This window comes from Aquirufa novilacunae, assembly GCF_045310505.1.
Taxonomy (GTDB): Bacteria; Bacteroidota; Bacteroidia; order Cytophagales; family Spirosomataceae; genus Aquirufa; species Aquirufa novilacunae.
Genome location: NZ_JBEWZG010000003.1, coordinates 51,815 through 68,930, shown reverse-complemented (window position 1 = coordinate 68,930; position 17,116 = coordinate 51,815). Strand labels below are relative to the sequence as shown.

Sequence of the window (17,116 nt, the reverse complement as noted above, 5' to 3'; positions counted from 1 at the left end):
TACCGGCATAATGGCGAATCTACGGGTAAGCTTAGTTCAAACCGATTTAGTTTGGGAAAATCCCACTGCTAATTGTGCGCAATTAGAGGAAAAGCTAGCTATTCTAGCAGGTAAAACGGACGTAATCGTTCTTCCTGAAATGTTTGCCACGGGTTTTTCGATGGCCGAATCGGGGGCCGAAATGGGTAGAGGCCCAGCGCTTCAATGGATGCAATTGCAGGCAAATCGCCTGGGGGCCTTAGTCGTGGGTTCTTTAAAAGTAAAACAAGGATCTTCTTTTTACAATCGACTTTATGCGGTAGAACCTTCAGGATCCTTCGCGGCCTATGACAAGCGACATCTTTTTCGCATGGGTGGGGAGCATAAGTTCTATCAAGCCGGAGACCAACAGGTTATCGTATCCTACAAAGGTTGGAAATTAGCGCTATTTATTTGCTATGATTTACGATTCCCCGTGTGGTCTAGAAACGTCGATATGGCTTATGATGCGGCTATTTATGTAGCTAATTGGCCTGCGCCACGGGCGAATGCCTGGAGAACACTTTTGCAGGCAAGAGCAATCGAAAATTTAGCCTATGTGATAGGAGTGAATCGGGTAGGAGCAGATGCGAATGACTTAGCCTATGCGGGTGATTCGTTGCTTGTTGATTTCAAGGGAGGTTTAGCGCTTGATTTAAAAGCGGAAGATCAGATTTTGACGGCTGAATTGTCTGCCTCGGAATTAGCTGATTTCCGGGCGAAATTCCCGGCTCACTTGGATGCAGACTCCTTTAGTTTGTCTTCTCTTTAAAGAATTTCTCCAAATCTATAATTTCCTTCATCGGACTATCGCTCACTAGCTTTCCTTGGTGAATAAGTAAAACGCGATCGCAAATGGCCTCGACTTCGGATAAAATATGGCTGGAGAAAAGAATGATACGGTCTTTTTGAAGGCTTTTAATCAAATCCCTGATTTCATCCCGTTGATTCGGATCTAATCCACTGGTAGGCTCATCCAAAATCAAAATGCGCGGATTGTGAATGATCGCGAGGGCAATACCAACACGTTGTTGATATCCTTTCGAAAGTTCTTGTATTTTTTTGTGCGCCTCTTTTTGGAGACCTACCCATTCAATCACTTCTTGTACCCGAGCTTCCAGTTGCGGGATTTGATGGATTTTACCGATGAAGGCCAAAAACTCCCGAACATACATCTCAGCATACAAGGGATTATTTTCAGCTAAATAGCCGATCTGTTTTTTAAGCTCAATCGAATGTGCTTGTGGGTCTTTATGGTCGATAAGGACACTGCCTGAAGAGGGCTGAATAAGCCCTAAAAGCATTTTTAAGGTAGTCGACTTTCCCGCTCCGTTTGGCCCTAAAAAACCAACAATTTCACCTGGCTCCAAACGAAAACTTACATCAACGACAGCGCTTTGATTCCCGTAGTTTTTGCTTAGATTTTTTACCTCGATGAACATATTGACAAAGGTAGTCAAAAAGGGAATTATTTCGTGTAACTTTGTGTTCCTGATTCAAATGCCTAAAAAATGCTAGATAAAATTCGCTTAGATCGTATTGAAGATGCCTTGGAAGATATTCGCCAAGGTAAAATTATTATTGTCGCTGACGATGAAGATCGGGAAAATGAAGGCGATATGATTTGTGCTTCAGAGGCAATTACGCCTGAGATTGTGAACTTTATGATTAAGGAAGCGCGCGGTTTAATGTGTGTTTCTTTAACAGACGAACGTTGTCAGGCTTTAGGTCTTGAGATGATGGTGAATCAAAACACCACTTCGCACGAAACACCTTTCACCGTTTCAGTCGACTTATTAGGGAATGGTTGCACCACGGGTATTTCCGCTCAAGATCGGGCCAAAACCATACAAGCCCTAGTGGATCCTGCTACTCAGCCGGCAGATTTAGGTCGACCTGGCCATATTTTCCCCTTAAAATCGCGTTCAGAAGGCGTTTTGCGTCGAACTGGTCACACGGAAGCATCGATGGATTTTGCACGCCTGGCGGGCTTTAAACCCTCTGGAGTATTGATCGAAATCTTGAACGAAGATGGAAGCATGGCACGTTTGCCAGATCTACGCGTCATTGCGGATAAGTTCGATTTGAAGTTAGTGACGATAAAAGATTTGATTGAATACCGGTTAGCGAAAGAATCTTTGATCAAACGCGAGATCGGTGTGAATATGCCTACCGAATGGGGATCTTTTGAATTAGTGGCTTTCAAGCAAATTAATACGGGAGATACGCATTTAGCTTTGATCAAAGGAAGCTGGGAGAAGGACGAGCCGGTGATGGTTCGCGTTCACAGTTCTTGCGTGACGGGGGATATTTTTGGTTCTTGTCGTTGTGATTGTGGCGAGCAATTGCATGCAGCCATGGAAATGGTAGAGAAAGAAGGCAAGGGCGTTATTTTGTATATGTTCCAAGAAGGCCGCGGCATCGGTTTAATCAATAAATTAAAAGCCTATAAACTGCAAGAGCAAGGCCGTGATACGGTGGAAGCGAATTTGGAATTAGGCTTTGCCATGGATGAACGTGATTATGGCGTAGGAGCGCAAATCTTGCGTGATTTAGGCGTGCATAAAATCAGGTTGATCTCAAATAATCCAAAGAAAAGAGCCGGACTAATGGGCTATGGATTAGAAATTGTCGATTCGATTGGAATTGAAATTCCAGCAAATCCACACAATAAGAAATATTTAGAAACGAAAAGAGATAAAATGGGGCACGCGATTCGCTAGAATCGCGCGCCTTTCTTTTATTGATTCCCTAGAATGATTGGGGCGCTTTTGCCACCCATAATGATCACTTTTGCGTTAGGGGACTTGGCTAATTCTTTTTGGGCAATAATAGACTCATACTGCAATTGCTTATCACTTAAGCCGGTCGATAAAATCTTTTGGTAATCGGCAATACCTTGTGCCTCAACCCGCTTTCTCTCTGCCTCTTGCTTCTCCTTTTGTAAGACGAATTGCATCTTTTGAGCATCTTGTTCTGCATTGATTTTCGACTCAATCGTGGTCTTCACAGAAGTAGGTAGGTTGATATTACGAATTAATAACTGCTCTAAAACCAAGCCTCTTTTCTTGAAATTCTTTTCGATATCTTGGTAGATTCGTTGTTGAAATTCATTACGCTTTAAGGAATAAAGCGCTACAGCGTCGTAATAAACAGCATTATCGCGAATCATGGTACGTGTGATAGGTCGAACTACCTTGTCTTTATAATCTTCACCTATTTCACGTAGAACGCGAGGTGCCTCCGAAGGGATGATGCGGAACAATACAGTTAAATCAACCACTACTTCAAGACCATCTGCGGTTAAAACGCGGATGGCATCGTCGCCTTGCTTGTCTCCCTCATCGTGAACGCTAGACATTGTGTAATTCTGTGTTTTCGCATCGAATACCACGATCTTAGCTAATGGGTTAACAAAATTAAGACCACTGTTTAAGGTGGTGGGTTGAACTTTTCCAAAGACGCTTTGGACCCCAACTTCACCCGCATCTACTTGTTTTACGGCTGAACTGGTTAATCCAAGGATGGCAAAAACACCCCCTACGACTTTTAATGATTTGCTGTATTTCGAGAATACCAGGTTGGGATTTGAGATCGCATTTCCTGCGACAAATAAGAGAATCCCTAAGAAGATGAAAAACATATTTTTTTAGATTTAAATGTGGTCAAATTTATCATAAAGTATTCAATAATCCCTAATTTTGAATATGATTGAAATCAAGGGTTTATCAAAATCTTTTAACGGTCGTGTGGTACTCGATGACATTAGTGCGAATTTCCAACAAGGAAAGACGAATATGGTCATCGGTGGTAGCGGAACGGGTAAGTCTGTTCTGTTGAAATGTATGATCGGGATTTTGGTACCTGAACAGGGCAAAGTGCTCTATGATGGACGTGATTTCTTGACGGCTCATCCCGATGTAGTGAAGGAGATTCGCCGTGAAATGGGCGTTCTATTTCAAGGAGGTGCTCTTTTTGACTCGAAATCGGTGTTAGAAAATGTGCGTTTCCCCTTAGATACGCTGAGTTCGATGCCATTAGACGAAAAGAATGAGCAAGCGATGCTTTGTTTGCAGCGAGTGGGTTTAGAAAATGCGGCTTTACTTATGCCATCTGAGATTTCAGGTGGGATGAAGAAACGGGTAGGCATTGCTCGAGCCATCGTAATGAATCCTAAGTATCTTTTTTGCGATGAACCAAATTCCGGTTTAGATCCCTTAACAGCCGTTAAAATCGATTATTTGATTCAAGAGATTACGCAGGAATACAACATGACGACGGTCGTTATTTCACACGATATGAATTCGGTGATGCGTATGGGCGAGTCGATTATATTCTTGAAGGAAGGAAAAAAGATTTGGGAAGGGAATTCAGAATCCTTTCATCAGTCTGGCGTTCCCGCTTTAGAGGAGTTTTTATCAACTAAATTATTTTAATATGTTTTCTCTACGTAAGTATAATACGTTTGGGATTGAGGCGGCAGCTAGTCAATTCGTAGAGATTAGTTCGGTGGAAGAATACGTTTCACTGCGTCAGAAAGGAGATTATTCAAACTTGCCTCACCTGTTTTTAGGCGGAGGAAGTAATGTATTATTGACCAAAAACCAGGAGGCTTTGGTGGTGAAAATTTCCATCCCAGGGATTTCAATCGTGCAAGAGGATGCCGATTTTGTGTGGGTAAAAGGAGGTGCAGGGGTTGTTTGGGATGAATTTGTGCAATTTACGGTAGATAGAGCTTGGTCAGGTTTAGAGAATCTTTCTTTAATTCCAGGTACCGTGGGCGCTGCACCGATGCAGAATATCGGTGCTTATGGTGTTGAAATTAAGGATACGTTTGAGTCATTAGAGGCGCTTAATTTAAAGACCTTGGAGATGGAGGTTTTTGATGCCAAAGCCTGTGCATTTGGTTACCGTGAAAGTTTCTTTAAGCGCGCAGGAAAGGGTCAATACCTAATCAGCTCAGTTACATTTAAATTAGCGAAGAAACCTTCTGTGAAAACTTCCTATGGCGCGATTCAGGAGGTATTAGCAGCCAAAGGAATTAGCCAGCCATCTATACGAGAGGTCGCAGATGCCGTTATTGAAATACGCCAAAGTAAATTGCCAGATCCGAAAGAGATCGGTAATTCAGGTAGCTTCTTTAAAAATCCAACCGTTTCGGCCTCAGAGGCGGCTCGACTTATTTCAGAAAATCCAGGTATCCCACATTATCCAGTGGAAGGAAGTTCTGACGTAAAATTCCCAGCCGGGTGGTTTATTGAAAAGGCCGGATGGAAAGGATTTAGAAGAGGAGATGCAGGGGTGCATGCAAAGCAAGCCCTCGTTTTAGTAAATTATGGGGAGGCAAAGGGTGAGGAGATTTTGGCCTTATCAGAAGAAATAAAGAAATCGATTTTAGACACTTTCGGGGTCGTTTTAGAGACCGAAGTAAATATTTTATAACATGACATTACCGACTTTAGAAAATTTAGGAAAAGGCCCCTTCTTTTTGATGGCAGGATCTTGCGCGATAGAGAGCAATGACCTTGCTTTTGAAATTGCGGAGAAAATCGATGGTCTGACGAAGGCCATGGGAATCCCCTATATTTTCAAAGGTTCCTATCGCAAAGCTAACCGGACAAAAATTGATTCCTTTACTGGAATTGGTGATATCAAAGCGTTGGAAATTCTTCAAGCGGTGGGAAAACACTATTCCTTGCCTACGGTTACGGATATCCACGAAAGCTCCGAAGCAGCTATGGCAGCAGCTTATGTGGACGTATTACAAATTCCCGCTTTCCTTTGCCGTCAAACGGATTTATTAGCCGCAGCTGCTCAAACGGGCAAAGCGGTCAATATCAAGAAAGGACAATTCATGTCTGGCGCATCCATGCGCTTCGCAGTAGAGAAGGTATTGCACGAAAATCCAGACGCGGTGGTTTACTTAACCGATCGGGGAAATTCTTTTGGTTATGGTGACTTAGTCGTGGATTACCGTAATCTTCCGGAGATGTCGGCTCTGCATGTTCCGGTCATTATGGATTGTACACACTCTTTACAACGCCCAAATCAAACAACGGGTGTTACTGGCGGTCAACCGGCTTTAATAGAAACAATTGCCAAAGCAGCAATCGCGGTAGGTGCGGATGGTATCTTCATCGAAACTCACCCAAATCCTTCCGTAGCTAAATCTGATGGAGCCAATATGTTGCCTTTGGATCAATTAGAAGGTCTATTAGAGAAATTATTGCGCGTTAGAGAAGCGATTGTTTAATGCATTTTGTAGATCATTTGTAAGGTGATATCCGTTTTTTGATCGCCTTCGATGAGGTCAAGGCTGGTACCTATTTCCGTTCGATCGGTGTAGTTGATACGTGCCCATTTCAGGGCAAGTTGTATTTCTCGGTTCCCTTGGTAAATAACTACTAGATTTGTTTTCCATGCCTTCCCGAAATAGGCAGGAAGTAGAAACGAACTGGGCACTCCCGGTTCATAGGCATAAAGCCTCGTGTCATAGGAGGGAGAATTCACCCAAACCAAACGATATTGAATCCCCCATTTCCCACGATCCCATTTCGTATCTTGAAGCAATAAATAGCCTTTTTCGTTTCCTGTTTGAGTAGCCATAAGTCTGAGATGAAAATCCCAGGATTTAATGGCCACATAATGCCCATCCAAACTGATCTGAAGTAAATCTTTATCCTCCTTTCGGGTCCATTTTCCCTGGATAAATCCTCTAGCCCTATGTCGCTTATCCCAAATTAGCCTGGATAAGATCTCCCAGCCGGAGGTATTGGGCTGAGAGACCTGGTATTTCGGCCCAGGAAAGTGAAAATAATCTACAAATGAACTAAGTCTCCACTGTCTATTTATTTGATAACTATGGCCCAGGAATAGGCCTGTTTCGTTTAAATTCTCTGCGTTTTCAGATAGGCCATTGGAAGTTGGGCTAAAATAGCCGGAGGAATATAGCCTAAATAGATAAGATAGATCTGCTTTCTTCGAGAGTGAGGTGGCTCCAGATTGCAAAATAGAATAGCGATGTTCTCCCGCATAAGCGAATTCTCCCACCAGTCGAATGTTTCTGAAAGGGTATTGGAAACTGACGGAATAATTTCTCAATGTTTGGCCTGACCATTCCGCTTTTTTATAGCCTGATCCCTCCGGTTTAGGCAATGACCAATGCGTAAATACGGAATTCAATTGAAGTACGAGGGGAATTTTCCGAGCGGAATAAACGAGGTTCGCTCCCAGAGTTCTTTCCTGCATCGCATTTTTGTGGCCGATTTCGGAGGTGGTTCGGTGAAATCCATCCTCTACTCGAGAGCGAAGAAATGGCTGGCCAAGAGAGTCAGTTCCAGTGGTTGCATCGAGGTTTCTAAGGGACGCGAAGGCTTGTATGCGCAGGTATTCGATGAGTTTAAAGGTTATGTTGATTCCTCGGTAAAAGCCATATTCTGTACTTGAGCTGTAGGCTAGTCCGCCTAGATGGAATTTTTGGGTAGCCTTTATGCTCTCAAAACTCTTGCCTAGTGAGAATCCGCCAGATTGGACTAGTCCTTGTCCCCACTGATTCACAAAGTCCCCAAAAATGATTTTTTCGACTCTACTTTTCGATTTAAATTCAATGAAGCCACTACTGAAGTCGCTGAGGTTCTTTTCTCCGGCATCTTTTTGAAGCAAAAAGCCCAACCGTAGGTTTGAATTGAGTTGGCCGCGGTAACGGAGCGTTTGGTTTGTTCGATCGCCTACATACCGAACTCGGCTCTTTAAGTCGGGATCCGTGAAGCCTTTCTTGGTTTCGGCTGTCCAATCTGTTTTAAACAAGATTTGGTGGGTAGAAGAACTAAGTTTCCACCAGCGAGGGGTTGTTAAGCTACAAATTAGATAGTCTTGGGTTCTTCGTAGGAACTCTAGGTCCCAAGAGGGGATGGTTTGTAATTCTAAGATGGATTGGAAGGTGCCTATTTGCTTTCGATAGGCGATGAAATCAGCGATTTGTATGGAATTGAAAAGGAGGGAGGATTGCATTTCCTGTTCGCTTACTAAATTGATGTTCAGTGGATTAGCGAGGTAGTAATCGAAACTGGATTGCTTTTCTTCTTCCTCCTGGGTGGGGATTTGGGAAATGGCTAGAAAGGAGCAGAGCAAAAGCAGGATCGTTTTCAAGTGTTTTTTCTTGAAATTACGTCGGAGCTTTAGGATTCAGATTTTAAAAACTGATAATGAAAATCACTTAGTTGAATTTTCGTTCGATAATGGTATGAAGTTCCTCCCAAATGGCTTCGTTTTCAGCCGCTCGGTAAGCTTGGTAGCGATTCATTAGCTCTGAAGCCCAGGTTGTGGCTTCTGCCTCATGATCGATATACTGGATTAAGGACTCCAATTGTTCCACATCACCTTGGAATAATTCCTGAATGAATTTAATACGTTGGTGCAAAGGGATGGTATCTGCGATACGCTGGGTCATTTGTGATTCGACTTTGGCCTTCAACGAGTCAGATGATCCACTTAATAGATCTTTCAGTCGGGTGAATTCCTCCTCTGTAGAATCTTCTAGGCTTTCTGGAGCCTCGAAATACACTTCGCTTTTTAATAAATCGAAAGGCTCCGCTGGCGTTTCGGCGGCTGGGTAGTCCACTGGCTCAGTGGGTGTTTCGGTGGAAGGGTAGTCCACAGGCTCTTCAAACACTGGGGCATCTGCTGAATCATACGAATTCAATAGATCTGCAAAACTAGGCTGAGCAATCTCTTCTGTAGATATTGAAAAACTTTCAATCCAGGAAACCCAAATAAATTCCGGAAGAGCTACTTGGTACAATAAGGTTTGGGCAATGCCCGCCCACTTTTCTTCAAAACGCGGGCTTGCCCAAGGGAAATTAGGGAAAGCTTGAGCCGCTTGAGATGAGTTGAGCTGTGCTAATAGTTCAATTTGAATAGCTTCAACGATGGGAGTGGGAACTTCCCAGGCTAATACCTCTTGAAATGTGATCGACTCTGCTGAATCATTCCAGTAGTGCAAGAAGATATTCGGTGTTGCCATGTTATGATTTAATTTCTAGTATTTCACAAGCCATTCGAGCAGCGGTTTGTTCCGCTTTTTTCTTAGAGTAGCCTTTTCCTTCCGAGATTTTTTCGCCGTCTAGCATCACCAAAGCGGTAAATTCACGGTTATGGTGCTCGCCTTCTTGGTCCAGTTCGAAAGCCACTTTTTTGCCTTCTTTCTGTGCCCATTCAATTAGCATTGATTTGAAGTTCGGGTTGTTTTGTACAACGGCTTCTAAGTCAAAGTATTGTGTTAGGATTTTTTTAATGATGAAGTTTTGGGTAAAGGCAAAACCTTTATCTAAATACACGGCCCCAATGAAGGCCTCTAGCGCGTCTCCATACATGGAAGTACGGGACATGGATGTTTTGCGTTGGACTTCGAATTCGATGACCTCTTCTAAGCCTAATTTGCGGCCAATTACGTTCAAAGATTCGCGGCTGACCATTCTAGAGCGGATTTCTGTTAAGAAACCTTCGTCTTTGAAGGGGAATTTTTGGAACAAATACGTCGCCGTAATCATACCTAAAACGGAATCGCCTAAGAATTCCAGGCGCTCGTTTGACTCCTTGTAGTTCTGAGAGATACTCTCCTTCGAGGCTGAAGCGTGTAAAAAGGCTAGTCGATATAAGGTTAAATTACTCGGACTAGCCCCTATAAGATGCTTGACCGATTTCTTTAAGAATTTCTCTCGCTCGTCTAGTCGAATCGGATCTAACCAGTTTAGGAGAGATTTTACGGCCATATTTTTCTTAGATTTTTCTGAAAATAACGGTTGCATTGTGACCACCGAAACCAAATCCGTTGCTCAATGCGACGTCAATTTTACGTGCCTTACCCACATTCTCCGTTAAGTCGATGCGTTGATCGATTTCTGGATCGCGGTTAAATACGTTTATCGTAGGAGGTACGAATTGGTGTTGAATCGCTAATACAGACGCTACTGCTTCGACAGCACCTGCACCACCTAATAAGTGACCTGTCATCGACTTCGTTGAAGAGATCGCTAATTTATAGGCGTGCTCACCGAAACAATCAACGATGGCTTTAATTTCTTGAGGATCACCGATCGGAGTCGAAGTACCGTGTGTATTCACGTAATCTACTTCTTCTGGCTTGATGTTTGCATCTTCTAATGCATCTATCATTGATAATAAAGCACCATAACCCTCTGGGTGTGGAGCTGTAATGTGGTGTGCATCAGAAGAGAAACCTCCACCGATTAATTCCGCATATATTTTCGCGCCGCGTGCTTTTGCGTGCTCGTATTCTTCTAAAATCAAGGCACCTGCCCCTTCACCTACCACGAAACCATCGCGATCCACATCGTATGGACGTGAAGCTGTAGCTGGATCATCGTTTCTAGTAGACATCGCGTGCATCGCCGTAAAACCACCTACAGAGGCGATCGTCACTGGCGCTTCAGATCCACCCGTTACACACACGTTAATACGTCCGGTACGGATGTAGTTGAAGGCATCAATAATCGCGTTGTTTGCAGATGAACAAGCCGAAACCGTTACGTAATTAGGGCCACGGAAGCCATTACGGATGGAGATTTGGCCTGATGATGAATCAGCGATCATCTTAGGGATAAAGAAAGGATTGATTTTCGGTGTTCCGTCTCCTTGTCCGAAATAAATCATTTCGTCCTCGAAAGTCTTCAAACCACCAATACCTGATCCCCAGATAACGCCTACTTTGTTTTTATTTAATGTTTCCATGTCAAAATTCGCGTCAGCAATCGCTTCATCAGCGGCTACGACAGCGTATTGTGTGAATGGATCCATTTTGCGAGCTTCTTTGGCATTAATAAAATCTTCTACCTTGAAGTTCTTTAATTCACAAGCAAAACGAGTTCTGAATTTTTCCGCATCGAATTTAGTGATAGGACCACAACCGCTCACGCCGTTCTTTAATCCATCCCAATATTCACTAACGGTATTCCCGATGGGGGTTAGGGCACCTAAGCCCGTGACTACTACTCGTTTTAACTCCATATTCGTATTTTTTATGAATCTACTTTAAATAAAAAATGTCAATCAGTCCGAGAAATCCCATGGAAAAATCCACCTGATTACTGTTAACTAATTGACATAATTTTTATGGTTGCTTCGATTACTTTGCGTTCTCTTCCAAATAAGTAATAGCTTGGCCTACTGTTTGGATATTCTCCGCTTGATCATCTGGGATAGAAACAGAGAATTCTTTTTCGAATTCCATGATTAACTCAACCGTATCTAGAGAGTCAGCTCCCAAATCATTTGTGAAAGATGCCTCAGGAGTAACTTCTGATGCTTCTACACCTAATTTTTCAACGATGATGCTTTTTACTTTTTCTGCAATATCTGACATTTTAATATTATTTTGGGGTTCAAAAACGATGCAAAGATTAGAATTAAAGTTGAATTTATCAAACAAATTCAATTCTAATTGGTTTGTTCTGGGTTGTTTGTCCTAAAAACACAGCGATGCTGCCCCTAAAAGCCCCGCATCGTTGCCTAATAAGGCTTTTTTAATGGTTAATTTTTCTAAATAAGCCGGTGTTAACCAGTAATTTAATTGCTTCTCCATGCTTGGTAAAATGAAGTCGTAAGAGGCTGATAATCCGCCACCTATGAAGATATTCTTGATATCTAGGATGCGAATAAGTGAAACTAACATATCGCCTAACATCGTGCCTACTTCATTCCAAATCGCCAGCGCTAACTCATCACCTTCTTCTGCACCTACTACTAAGGCAGTCGTAGAAATAGTTCCATCGGCAGGAAGAGAGGTTTTACCTGTATAGGCTGCACGCATAGCTGTTGCCATGTGCAATAACTCTTTTTTACCCACATTACGCTCTAAAACTTTTCCATCACGTGAAGGGACGTGACCTGGTTCCATCGCATTGCCATCGCCACCTAAGAAGATTTTACGATCGATAACCGCCGCTCCACCTACACCTGTTCCCAAGGTAATGAAAACAAAGTCTTCTGGCATACTTGCCTTCTCTGGAGAGAAGTAAAATTCGCCTAATGCAGCTGCGTTAGCATCATTTTCCATGAAAAATGCGTGCTCAGGGAAACGCTTTTCAAGCATCTCAATCATAGGTGCACCATCAATTTCAGGGATAGCCGTGATCTCAATTAAGGTACGGCGGTCTTTTGTTAAGATGCCCGGAAGACCAATGCCTACTTTCTTTACATTCTTGTGCTGGTACAATTGCAAGGCAATTGCATCCGCAAGACGCTCTAAAAAGTGGTGGGATTCTCTCCAAGTAGCAGTGTCATAACTTTGAAAATTGTTGATTTGACCGGTGTCTGCATGGACAATGCCCATTTTTACACCTGTTCCACCTACATCGATTCCTAAGTATTCTGCTGCTGCCATAATTTTGATTTATTGAGTTACGAAATTGACGATTTTTGCCGTGAATTTCAAATCAAAACAGGCTCAATTATAAATTTGCTCGATTTTTTCCAGGATTTGTGTGACTGCAGGGCAGATGAGCGCGTTTTTCTGCGTTAAGCCTAGAATGCCCATGATGTTTTTGCGATCGGTGTGCGGGTATTCGCGGCAGGCTTTGGGGCGGTGGTCATAAATACCACACTTGTTATCATGTAGGTCTAAGAAAGGGCACGGGGCTTTTGGGTAAACCCAGTCTCCATCGGAATCTTGAACTAAATATTCGTCCAAAAAGGCAGATGTTTTCATTCTAAACAGATGAGAAACCCGCTGAATATCGGTGTCATTCCACATCGGACTCGTAGTACGACAACAATTCCCACAGGTTAAGCAATCGGTCTTTTTAAATACCTCCTCATGCGCCTGCAAAAATTGCTGGTCTAGATTCTTCGGTTTTCGAGCAACTAGTTTCTGAATTAATTTCCGGAAGGAGGGATCTTTAGTTTTCGCCATGGAAGCAGGAACGGCATCTAGCCTCGTAGGATTCTGTTTCGCCTAATAAGACGGTTTGTTGTTGTTCTACCTTGCGATATGAATAATGAGCCGCTGCTCCACAGTTCACGCAAACGGCGTGTACTTTCGTGACGAATTCAGCAATCGCCATTAAACGCGGCATAGGCCCAAAAGGATTTCCCTTAAAGTCCATATCCAATCCCGCCACGATGATTCGCTTACCTTGATTTGCTAAGGCATCGCATACTTCGACGATATTTTCATCGAAGAATTGTACCTCATCTAAACCTATGACATCGCAATCGCCAGCCAATAGCAGAATTTCACCTGAATTATGGACGGGAGTGGAGCGGATGGAATTTTGGTTATGCGAAACGATATCTTCGTCGTGGTAGCGCGTGTCTGCCACGGGTTTGAAGATTTCGACACGCATTTGGGCGATTTTAGCACGCTTGAGGCGGCGAATCAATTCCTCCGTCTTACCAGAGAACATGGATCCGCACACGACTTCAATCCAGCCAGCTGGAGCCTTGCGTTCGGTGGATTTAAAAAGATTGGGTTCTAAAAACAAGGGCGTAAAAAGCCCCTGAATTTGCACTCAGGGGCCATTAATTGAAAATTATTTAGACGAGAATGTCGCCGAGAAATATTCGCGGTTCATGCGAGCGATGTTCTCAATTGAGATGCCTTTAGGGCATTCAGCCTCGCAAGCACCCGTGTTAGAGCAAGCTCCAAATCCTTCTTCATCCATCTGAGCCACCATCGCTTGTGCGCGAGTAGCTGCTTCCACTTGACCTTGAGGTAATAAAGCTAATTGAGATACTTTAGCAGATGTAAACAACATCGCTGAAGCATTCTTGCAAGCTGCTACGCAAGCTCCACAACCGATACAAGCCGCTGCTGCAAAAGCCTCATCTGCATTGTCTTTCGGGATAGGAAGTGAATTTGCATCTTGCGCGTTACCTGTATTCACAGAAACGAATCCACCTGCCGCAATAATACGGTCAAAAGCAGAACGATTCACCACTAAGTCTTTGATTACTGGGAATGCACTTGCTCTCCAAGGCTCCACCGTAATTGTTTCGCCATCTTGGAATGAACGCATGTGCAATTGACAAGTCGTTACGCCGCGGTTAGGACCGTGAGGACGACCGTTAATGTACATTGAGCACATCCCGCAGATACCTTCACGGCAATCGTGGTCAAATGCTACCGGATCATCTCCTTCTTCGATCAAACGGTTGTTTAACACGTCAATCATTTCCAAAAATGACATATCTGTGGAGATGCCGCTTACTTGGTAGGTTTCAAACTTACCAGCTACGCTTGCATTTTTTTGTCTCCAAATTTTGAGTGTCAGGTTTAAATGTCCTTCCATTGTATCGAATTATTTATAAGATCTTTGAGCAATTTTGATGTTTTCGTATTTCAATTCTTCTTTGTGAAGTTTGAAAGTCGATTGTTTTTCGTACTCCCAAGCAGCTACGTAAGCGTAGTTCTCGTCATCACGAAGGGCTTCCCCGTCTTCAGTTTGGTATTCCGTACGGAAGTGACCACCACAACTTTCGTTGCGATCTAAGGCATCAATACACATTAACTCGCCTAATTCTAAGAAGTCAGCCACACGGCCAGCTTTTTCTAATTCAGGGTTAAGGTTATCGATTTCACCTGGAATCTTCACATCCGACCAGAACTCTTTCTGCAATGCTTGAATTTCCTTGATAGAAGCTTTCAAACCTTCTGCGCTACGAGCCATACCACACTCATCCCACATGATTTTACCTAAACGCTTGTGGAAATAATCAACTGGCTTTGAACCTTTGATGTTCATTAAAGTTTCTAGACGATCACGCACTGCTTTTTCTGCTGCTACGAAATCTTCTGAATCCGTTGACATCGCTGGCGTGCGAATCTCAGATGCTAAGTATGCACCGATTGTATAAGGAATCACGAAATAACCATCCGCTAAACCTTGCATCAAGGCAGAGGCTCCTAAACGGTTTGCTCCGTGATCAGAGAAGTTAGCCTCTCCTAAAGCGTATAAACCAGGAACCGTAGTCATCAAGTTGTAATCAACCCAAAGTCCACCCATGGTGTAGTGAACCGCTGGATAAATACGCATAGGCACTTCGTAAGGATCTTCTCCCGTAATTTGCTTGTACATATCAAACAAGTTACCGTATTTCTCTTTTACGACTGCCTTACCCATCGCTTGAATCTCTTCATCTGATGGATTGTGCATATTGTTTTTATTCGCCTCACCCTTACCGTAACGAACAATCGCCGCTGCGTAATCTAGGTAAACCGCCATTTTAGAAGCACCTACGCCATAACCTGCATCACAACGTTCTTTAGCCGCACGAGACGCGATGTCACGTGGTACTAAGTTACCGAACGCAGGGTAGCGACGCTCTAAGTAGTAATCTCTTTCGTCTTCTGGAATCTCGTTCGCTTTGCGGTTATCGTTTTGTTTCTTAGGAACCCAAATACGACCATCATTACGTAAAGACTCAGACATCAATGTTAATTTCGACTGGTGATCACCTGATACCGGGATACACGTCGGGTGAATCTGTGTGTAACAAGGGTTAGCGAAGAATGCGCCTTTTTTGTGTGCTTTCCAAGCCGCTGTTACGTTCGATCCCATCGCGTTCGTAGATAGGTAGAATACGTTTCCGTACCCACCTGTACAAAGCAATACGGCGTGTCCGAAGTGACGCTCTAAAGCACCTGTAACAGAATCACGAGCGATAATACCACGTGCTTTGCCGTCGATCGTAACGACATCCAGCATTTCGTGACGTGTGTACATTTTTACGTTACCCATTCCCACTTGGCGTTGCAAAGAAGAATAAGCACCTAATAACAACTGCTGACCTGTTTGGCCGGCTGCGTAGAACGTACGTTGTACTTGTGTACCACCGAATGAACGGTTAGAAAGCAATCCACCATACTCACGAGCGAAAGGAACTCCTTGTGCCACGCATTGGTCAATAATGCTTCCAGATACTTCAGCTAGACGGTGAACGTTCGCTTCACGCGCACGGTAGTCACCCCCTTTAATCGTATCGTAGAATAAACGGTAAACTGAGTCACCATCGTTTTGGTAGTTCTTTGCTGCGTTGATACCCCCTTGCGCGGCGATAGAGTGCGCACGACGTGGAGAATCTTGGAAACAGAATACTTTTACTTTATATCCTAATTCAGCTAACGATGCAGCGGCAGAAGCTCCTGCTAGGCCTGAACCTACCACGATGATTTCTAAGCTACGTTTGTTCGCAGGGTTTACTAGAGAAACGCTGGAACGAAATTTTGTCCATTTGTCGGCTAACGCGCCTTCTGGAATTTTGGCATCTAATTTTGTCATATCAATCGAATCGCTGAACTGTTATTGAATTAAATGGAAATAAAATGCTACTGGCATCGCAGCAAAAACCGCAGGAATCACGATAGAGAAAATAGCTCCGATCGTTTTAATCGTGGGGGTATATTTTGGGTGATTCCAACCGATCGATTGGAAAGCACTTTGGAAACCGTGTAATAAGTGATATCCTAAAGAAATACATCCTAACACATACACAATCACAACTACTGGGTTAGTGAAAACCGATTGCATCTCCGCATATAAGGTATGGTCTTCTAAACCTTCTGTTAAGCGAGAGAAGTACCAGAAATGCTTCAAGTGAAGAATTAAGAACAATAATAATAAAGTTCCTAAAAGGCCCATCGAGCGAGAGTACCACTTACTGTTTGCGGCACCATCTACTTTAGCGTAGGCCACAGGACGCTTTGATTTATTTTCAAACCAAAGACGCAAGCCATCAAAAATGTGTAATAATAAACCGGCGAACAAGACAATCTCCATCGTGCGGATAACTGGGTTCGTTCCCATGAACTCTGCACCTTCGTTAAAAGCCGCTCCACCATCATTTAAGAAGATTAAAGCGTTCAAACTGCAGTGAACTAACAGGAAGCTAATTAAAAACAGGCCCGTAATGGCCATCAGGAGCTTTTTCCCGAGAGATGAATTAAGTGATTTTGCTAACCAAGCCATAAATAAATGTATTTGTTAAGAGGAAATAAAAATAAACGAACAGGTTCGAATTTTTTAAGCATTCAAAACTACAATCGAAACGCCGCTCTATCAAATTTAAAACGTAAAAAATCCAT

General features: G+C 43.2%; 18 protein-coding genes. 5 read left to right on the top strand and 13 right to left on the bottom strand.

What is annotated here, in order from left to right:
* Positions 1-10: 10 nt before the first annotated feature.
* Positions 11-790 carry an amidohydrolase gene (locus V7S74_RS08460; protein WP_406778322.1) on the top strand — a complete coding sequence of 260 codons (780 nt, stop codon included), beginning with the start codon at positions 11-13 and terminating at the stop codon, positions 788-790.
* Here the strand turns inward: V7S74_RS08460 and V7S74_RS08455 are convergent.
* Positions 771-1,478 carry an ABC transporter ATP-binding protein gene (locus V7S74_RS08455; protein WP_406778321.1) on the bottom strand — a complete coding sequence of 236 codons (708 nt, stop codon included), beginning with the start codon at positions 1,476-1,478 and terminating at the stop codon, positions 771-773. The genes V7S74_RS08460 and V7S74_RS08455 overlap by 20 nt on opposite strands.
* Positions 1,479-1,529: 51 nt before the next feature.
* Here V7S74_RS08455 and V7S74_RS08450 point away from each other — a divergent pair, with 51 nt between their 5' ends.
* Complete coding sequence (locus V7S74_RS08450; protein ID WP_406778320.1) at positions 1,530-2,741, top strand: bifunctional 3,4-dihydroxy-2-butanone-4-phosphate synthase/GTP cyclohydrolase II; 1,212 nt, start codon at positions 1,530-1,532, stop codon at positions 2,739-2,741.
* Positions 2,742-2,758: 17 nt separating this feature from the next.
* Here the strand turns inward: V7S74_RS08450 and V7S74_RS08445 are convergent, their stop codons facing one another.
* The gene (locus V7S74_RS08445) at positions 2,759-3,661 is read right to left on the bottom strand and encodes a prohibitin family protein (RefSeq protein WP_406778319.1); all 903 of its coding nucleotides are present in this window, start codon (positions 3,659-3,661) and stop codon (positions 2,759-2,761) included.
* A gap of 64 nt (positions 3,662-3,725) precedes the next feature.
* On the opposite strand from V7S74_RS08445, the gene V7S74_RS08440 reads away from it, so the two are divergent.
* The 3 genes from V7S74_RS08440 to kdsA are packed head-to-tail and all read left to right on the top strand — an operon-like array spanning position 3,726 to position 6,271.
* Positions 3,726-4,454, top strand: a complete 729-nt coding sequence (locus V7S74_RS08440) for an ABC transporter ATP-binding protein (protein ID WP_406778318.1) — start codon at positions 3,726-3,728, stop codon at positions 4,452-4,454.
* 1 nt (position 4,455) lies between these two features.
* Positions 4,456-5,460 (top strand): UDP-N-acetylmuramate dehydrogenase, encoded by a 1,005-nt coding sequence (murB, locus tag V7S74_RS08435; protein WP_406778317.1) that lies wholly within the window; start codon positions 4,456-4,458, stop codon positions 5,458-5,460.
* A 1-nt stretch (position 5,461) separates the two neighbouring features.
* Positions 5,462-6,271, top strand: a complete 810-nt coding sequence (kdsA, locus tag V7S74_RS08430; protein ID WP_406778316.1) for a 3-deoxy-8-phosphooctulonate synthase — start codon at positions 5,462-5,464, stop codon at positions 6,269-6,271.
* Here kdsA and V7S74_RS08425 read toward each other — a convergent pair.
* The 11 genes from V7S74_RS08425 to V7S74_RS08375 form a co-directional block, all read right to left on the bottom strand.
* Positions 6,268-8,166 (bottom strand): ComEA family DNA-binding protein, encoded by a 1,899-nt coding sequence (locus V7S74_RS08425; RefSeq protein ID WP_406778315.1) that lies wholly within the window; start codon positions 8,164-8,166, stop codon positions 6,268-6,270. The two genes, kdsA and V7S74_RS08425, sit on opposite strands and share 4 nt — an antisense overlap.
* A gap of 67 nt (positions 8,167-8,233) precedes the next feature.
* On the bottom strand, positions 8,234-9,040 hold the full coding sequence (locus V7S74_RS08420; RefSeq protein WP_406778314.1) for a hypothetical protein: 807 nt from the start codon (positions 9,038-9,040) through the stop codon (positions 8,234-8,236).
* 1 nt (position 9,041) lies between these two features.
* A complete protein-coding gene (gene rnc, locus V7S74_RS08415) occupies positions 9,042-9,788 on the bottom strand; it encodes a ribonuclease III (RefSeq protein WP_406778313.1) in 747 nt (248 codons plus the stop codon).
* Between the two features lie 7 nt (positions 9,789-9,795).
* Entirely contained in the window at positions 9,796-11,043 is a 1,248-nt protein-coding gene (gene fabF / locus V7S74_RS08410) for a beta-ketoacyl-ACP synthase II (RefSeq protein WP_406778312.1), read from the bottom strand.
* 118 nt (positions 11,044-11,161) lie between these two features.
* Positions 11,162-11,398, bottom strand: a complete 237-nt coding sequence (locus V7S74_RS08405) for an acyl carrier protein (protein ID WP_130895240.1) — start codon at positions 11,396-11,398, stop codon at positions 11,162-11,164.
* Between the two features lie 102 nt (positions 11,399-11,500).
* On the bottom strand, positions 11,501-12,418 hold the full coding sequence (locus V7S74_RS08400; RefSeq protein ID WP_406778311.1) for an ROK family protein: 918 nt from the start codon (positions 12,416-12,418) through the stop codon (positions 11,501-11,503).
* Between the two features lie 63 nt (positions 12,419-12,481).
* Entirely contained in the window at positions 12,482-12,946 is a 465-nt protein-coding gene (locus tag V7S74_RS08395; RefSeq protein ID WP_406778310.1) for a YkgJ family cysteine cluster protein, read from the bottom strand.
* A complete protein-coding gene (locus V7S74_RS08390) occupies positions 12,933-13,517 on the bottom strand; it encodes a thymidine kinase (RefSeq protein WP_406778788.1) in 585 nt (194 codons plus the stop codon). The genes V7S74_RS08395 and V7S74_RS08390 overlap by 14 nt, the downstream gene beginning before the upstream one ends.
* Positions 13,518-13,565: 48 nt before the next feature.
* Positions 13,566-14,324, bottom strand: a complete 759-nt coding sequence (locus V7S74_RS08385) for a succinate dehydrogenase/fumarate reductase iron-sulfur subunit (protein WP_406778309.1) — start codon at positions 14,322-14,324, stop codon at positions 13,566-13,568.
* A 9-nt stretch (positions 14,325-14,333) separates the two neighbouring features.
* Positions 14,334-16,313: a fumarate reductase/succinate dehydrogenase flavoprotein subunit gene (locus tag V7S74_RS08380; RefSeq protein WP_406778308.1), complete on the bottom strand. Its 1,980-nt coding sequence runs from the start codon at positions 16,311-16,313 to the stop codon at positions 14,334-14,336.
* A 21-nt stretch (positions 16,314-16,334) separates the two neighbouring features.
* Positions 16,335-17,000, bottom strand: a complete 666-nt coding sequence (locus tag V7S74_RS08375) for a succinate dehydrogenase cytochrome b subunit (RefSeq protein ID WP_406778307.1) — start codon at positions 16,998-17,000, stop codon at positions 16,335-16,337.
* Between the last annotated feature and the right edge of the window lie 116 nt (positions 17,001-17,116).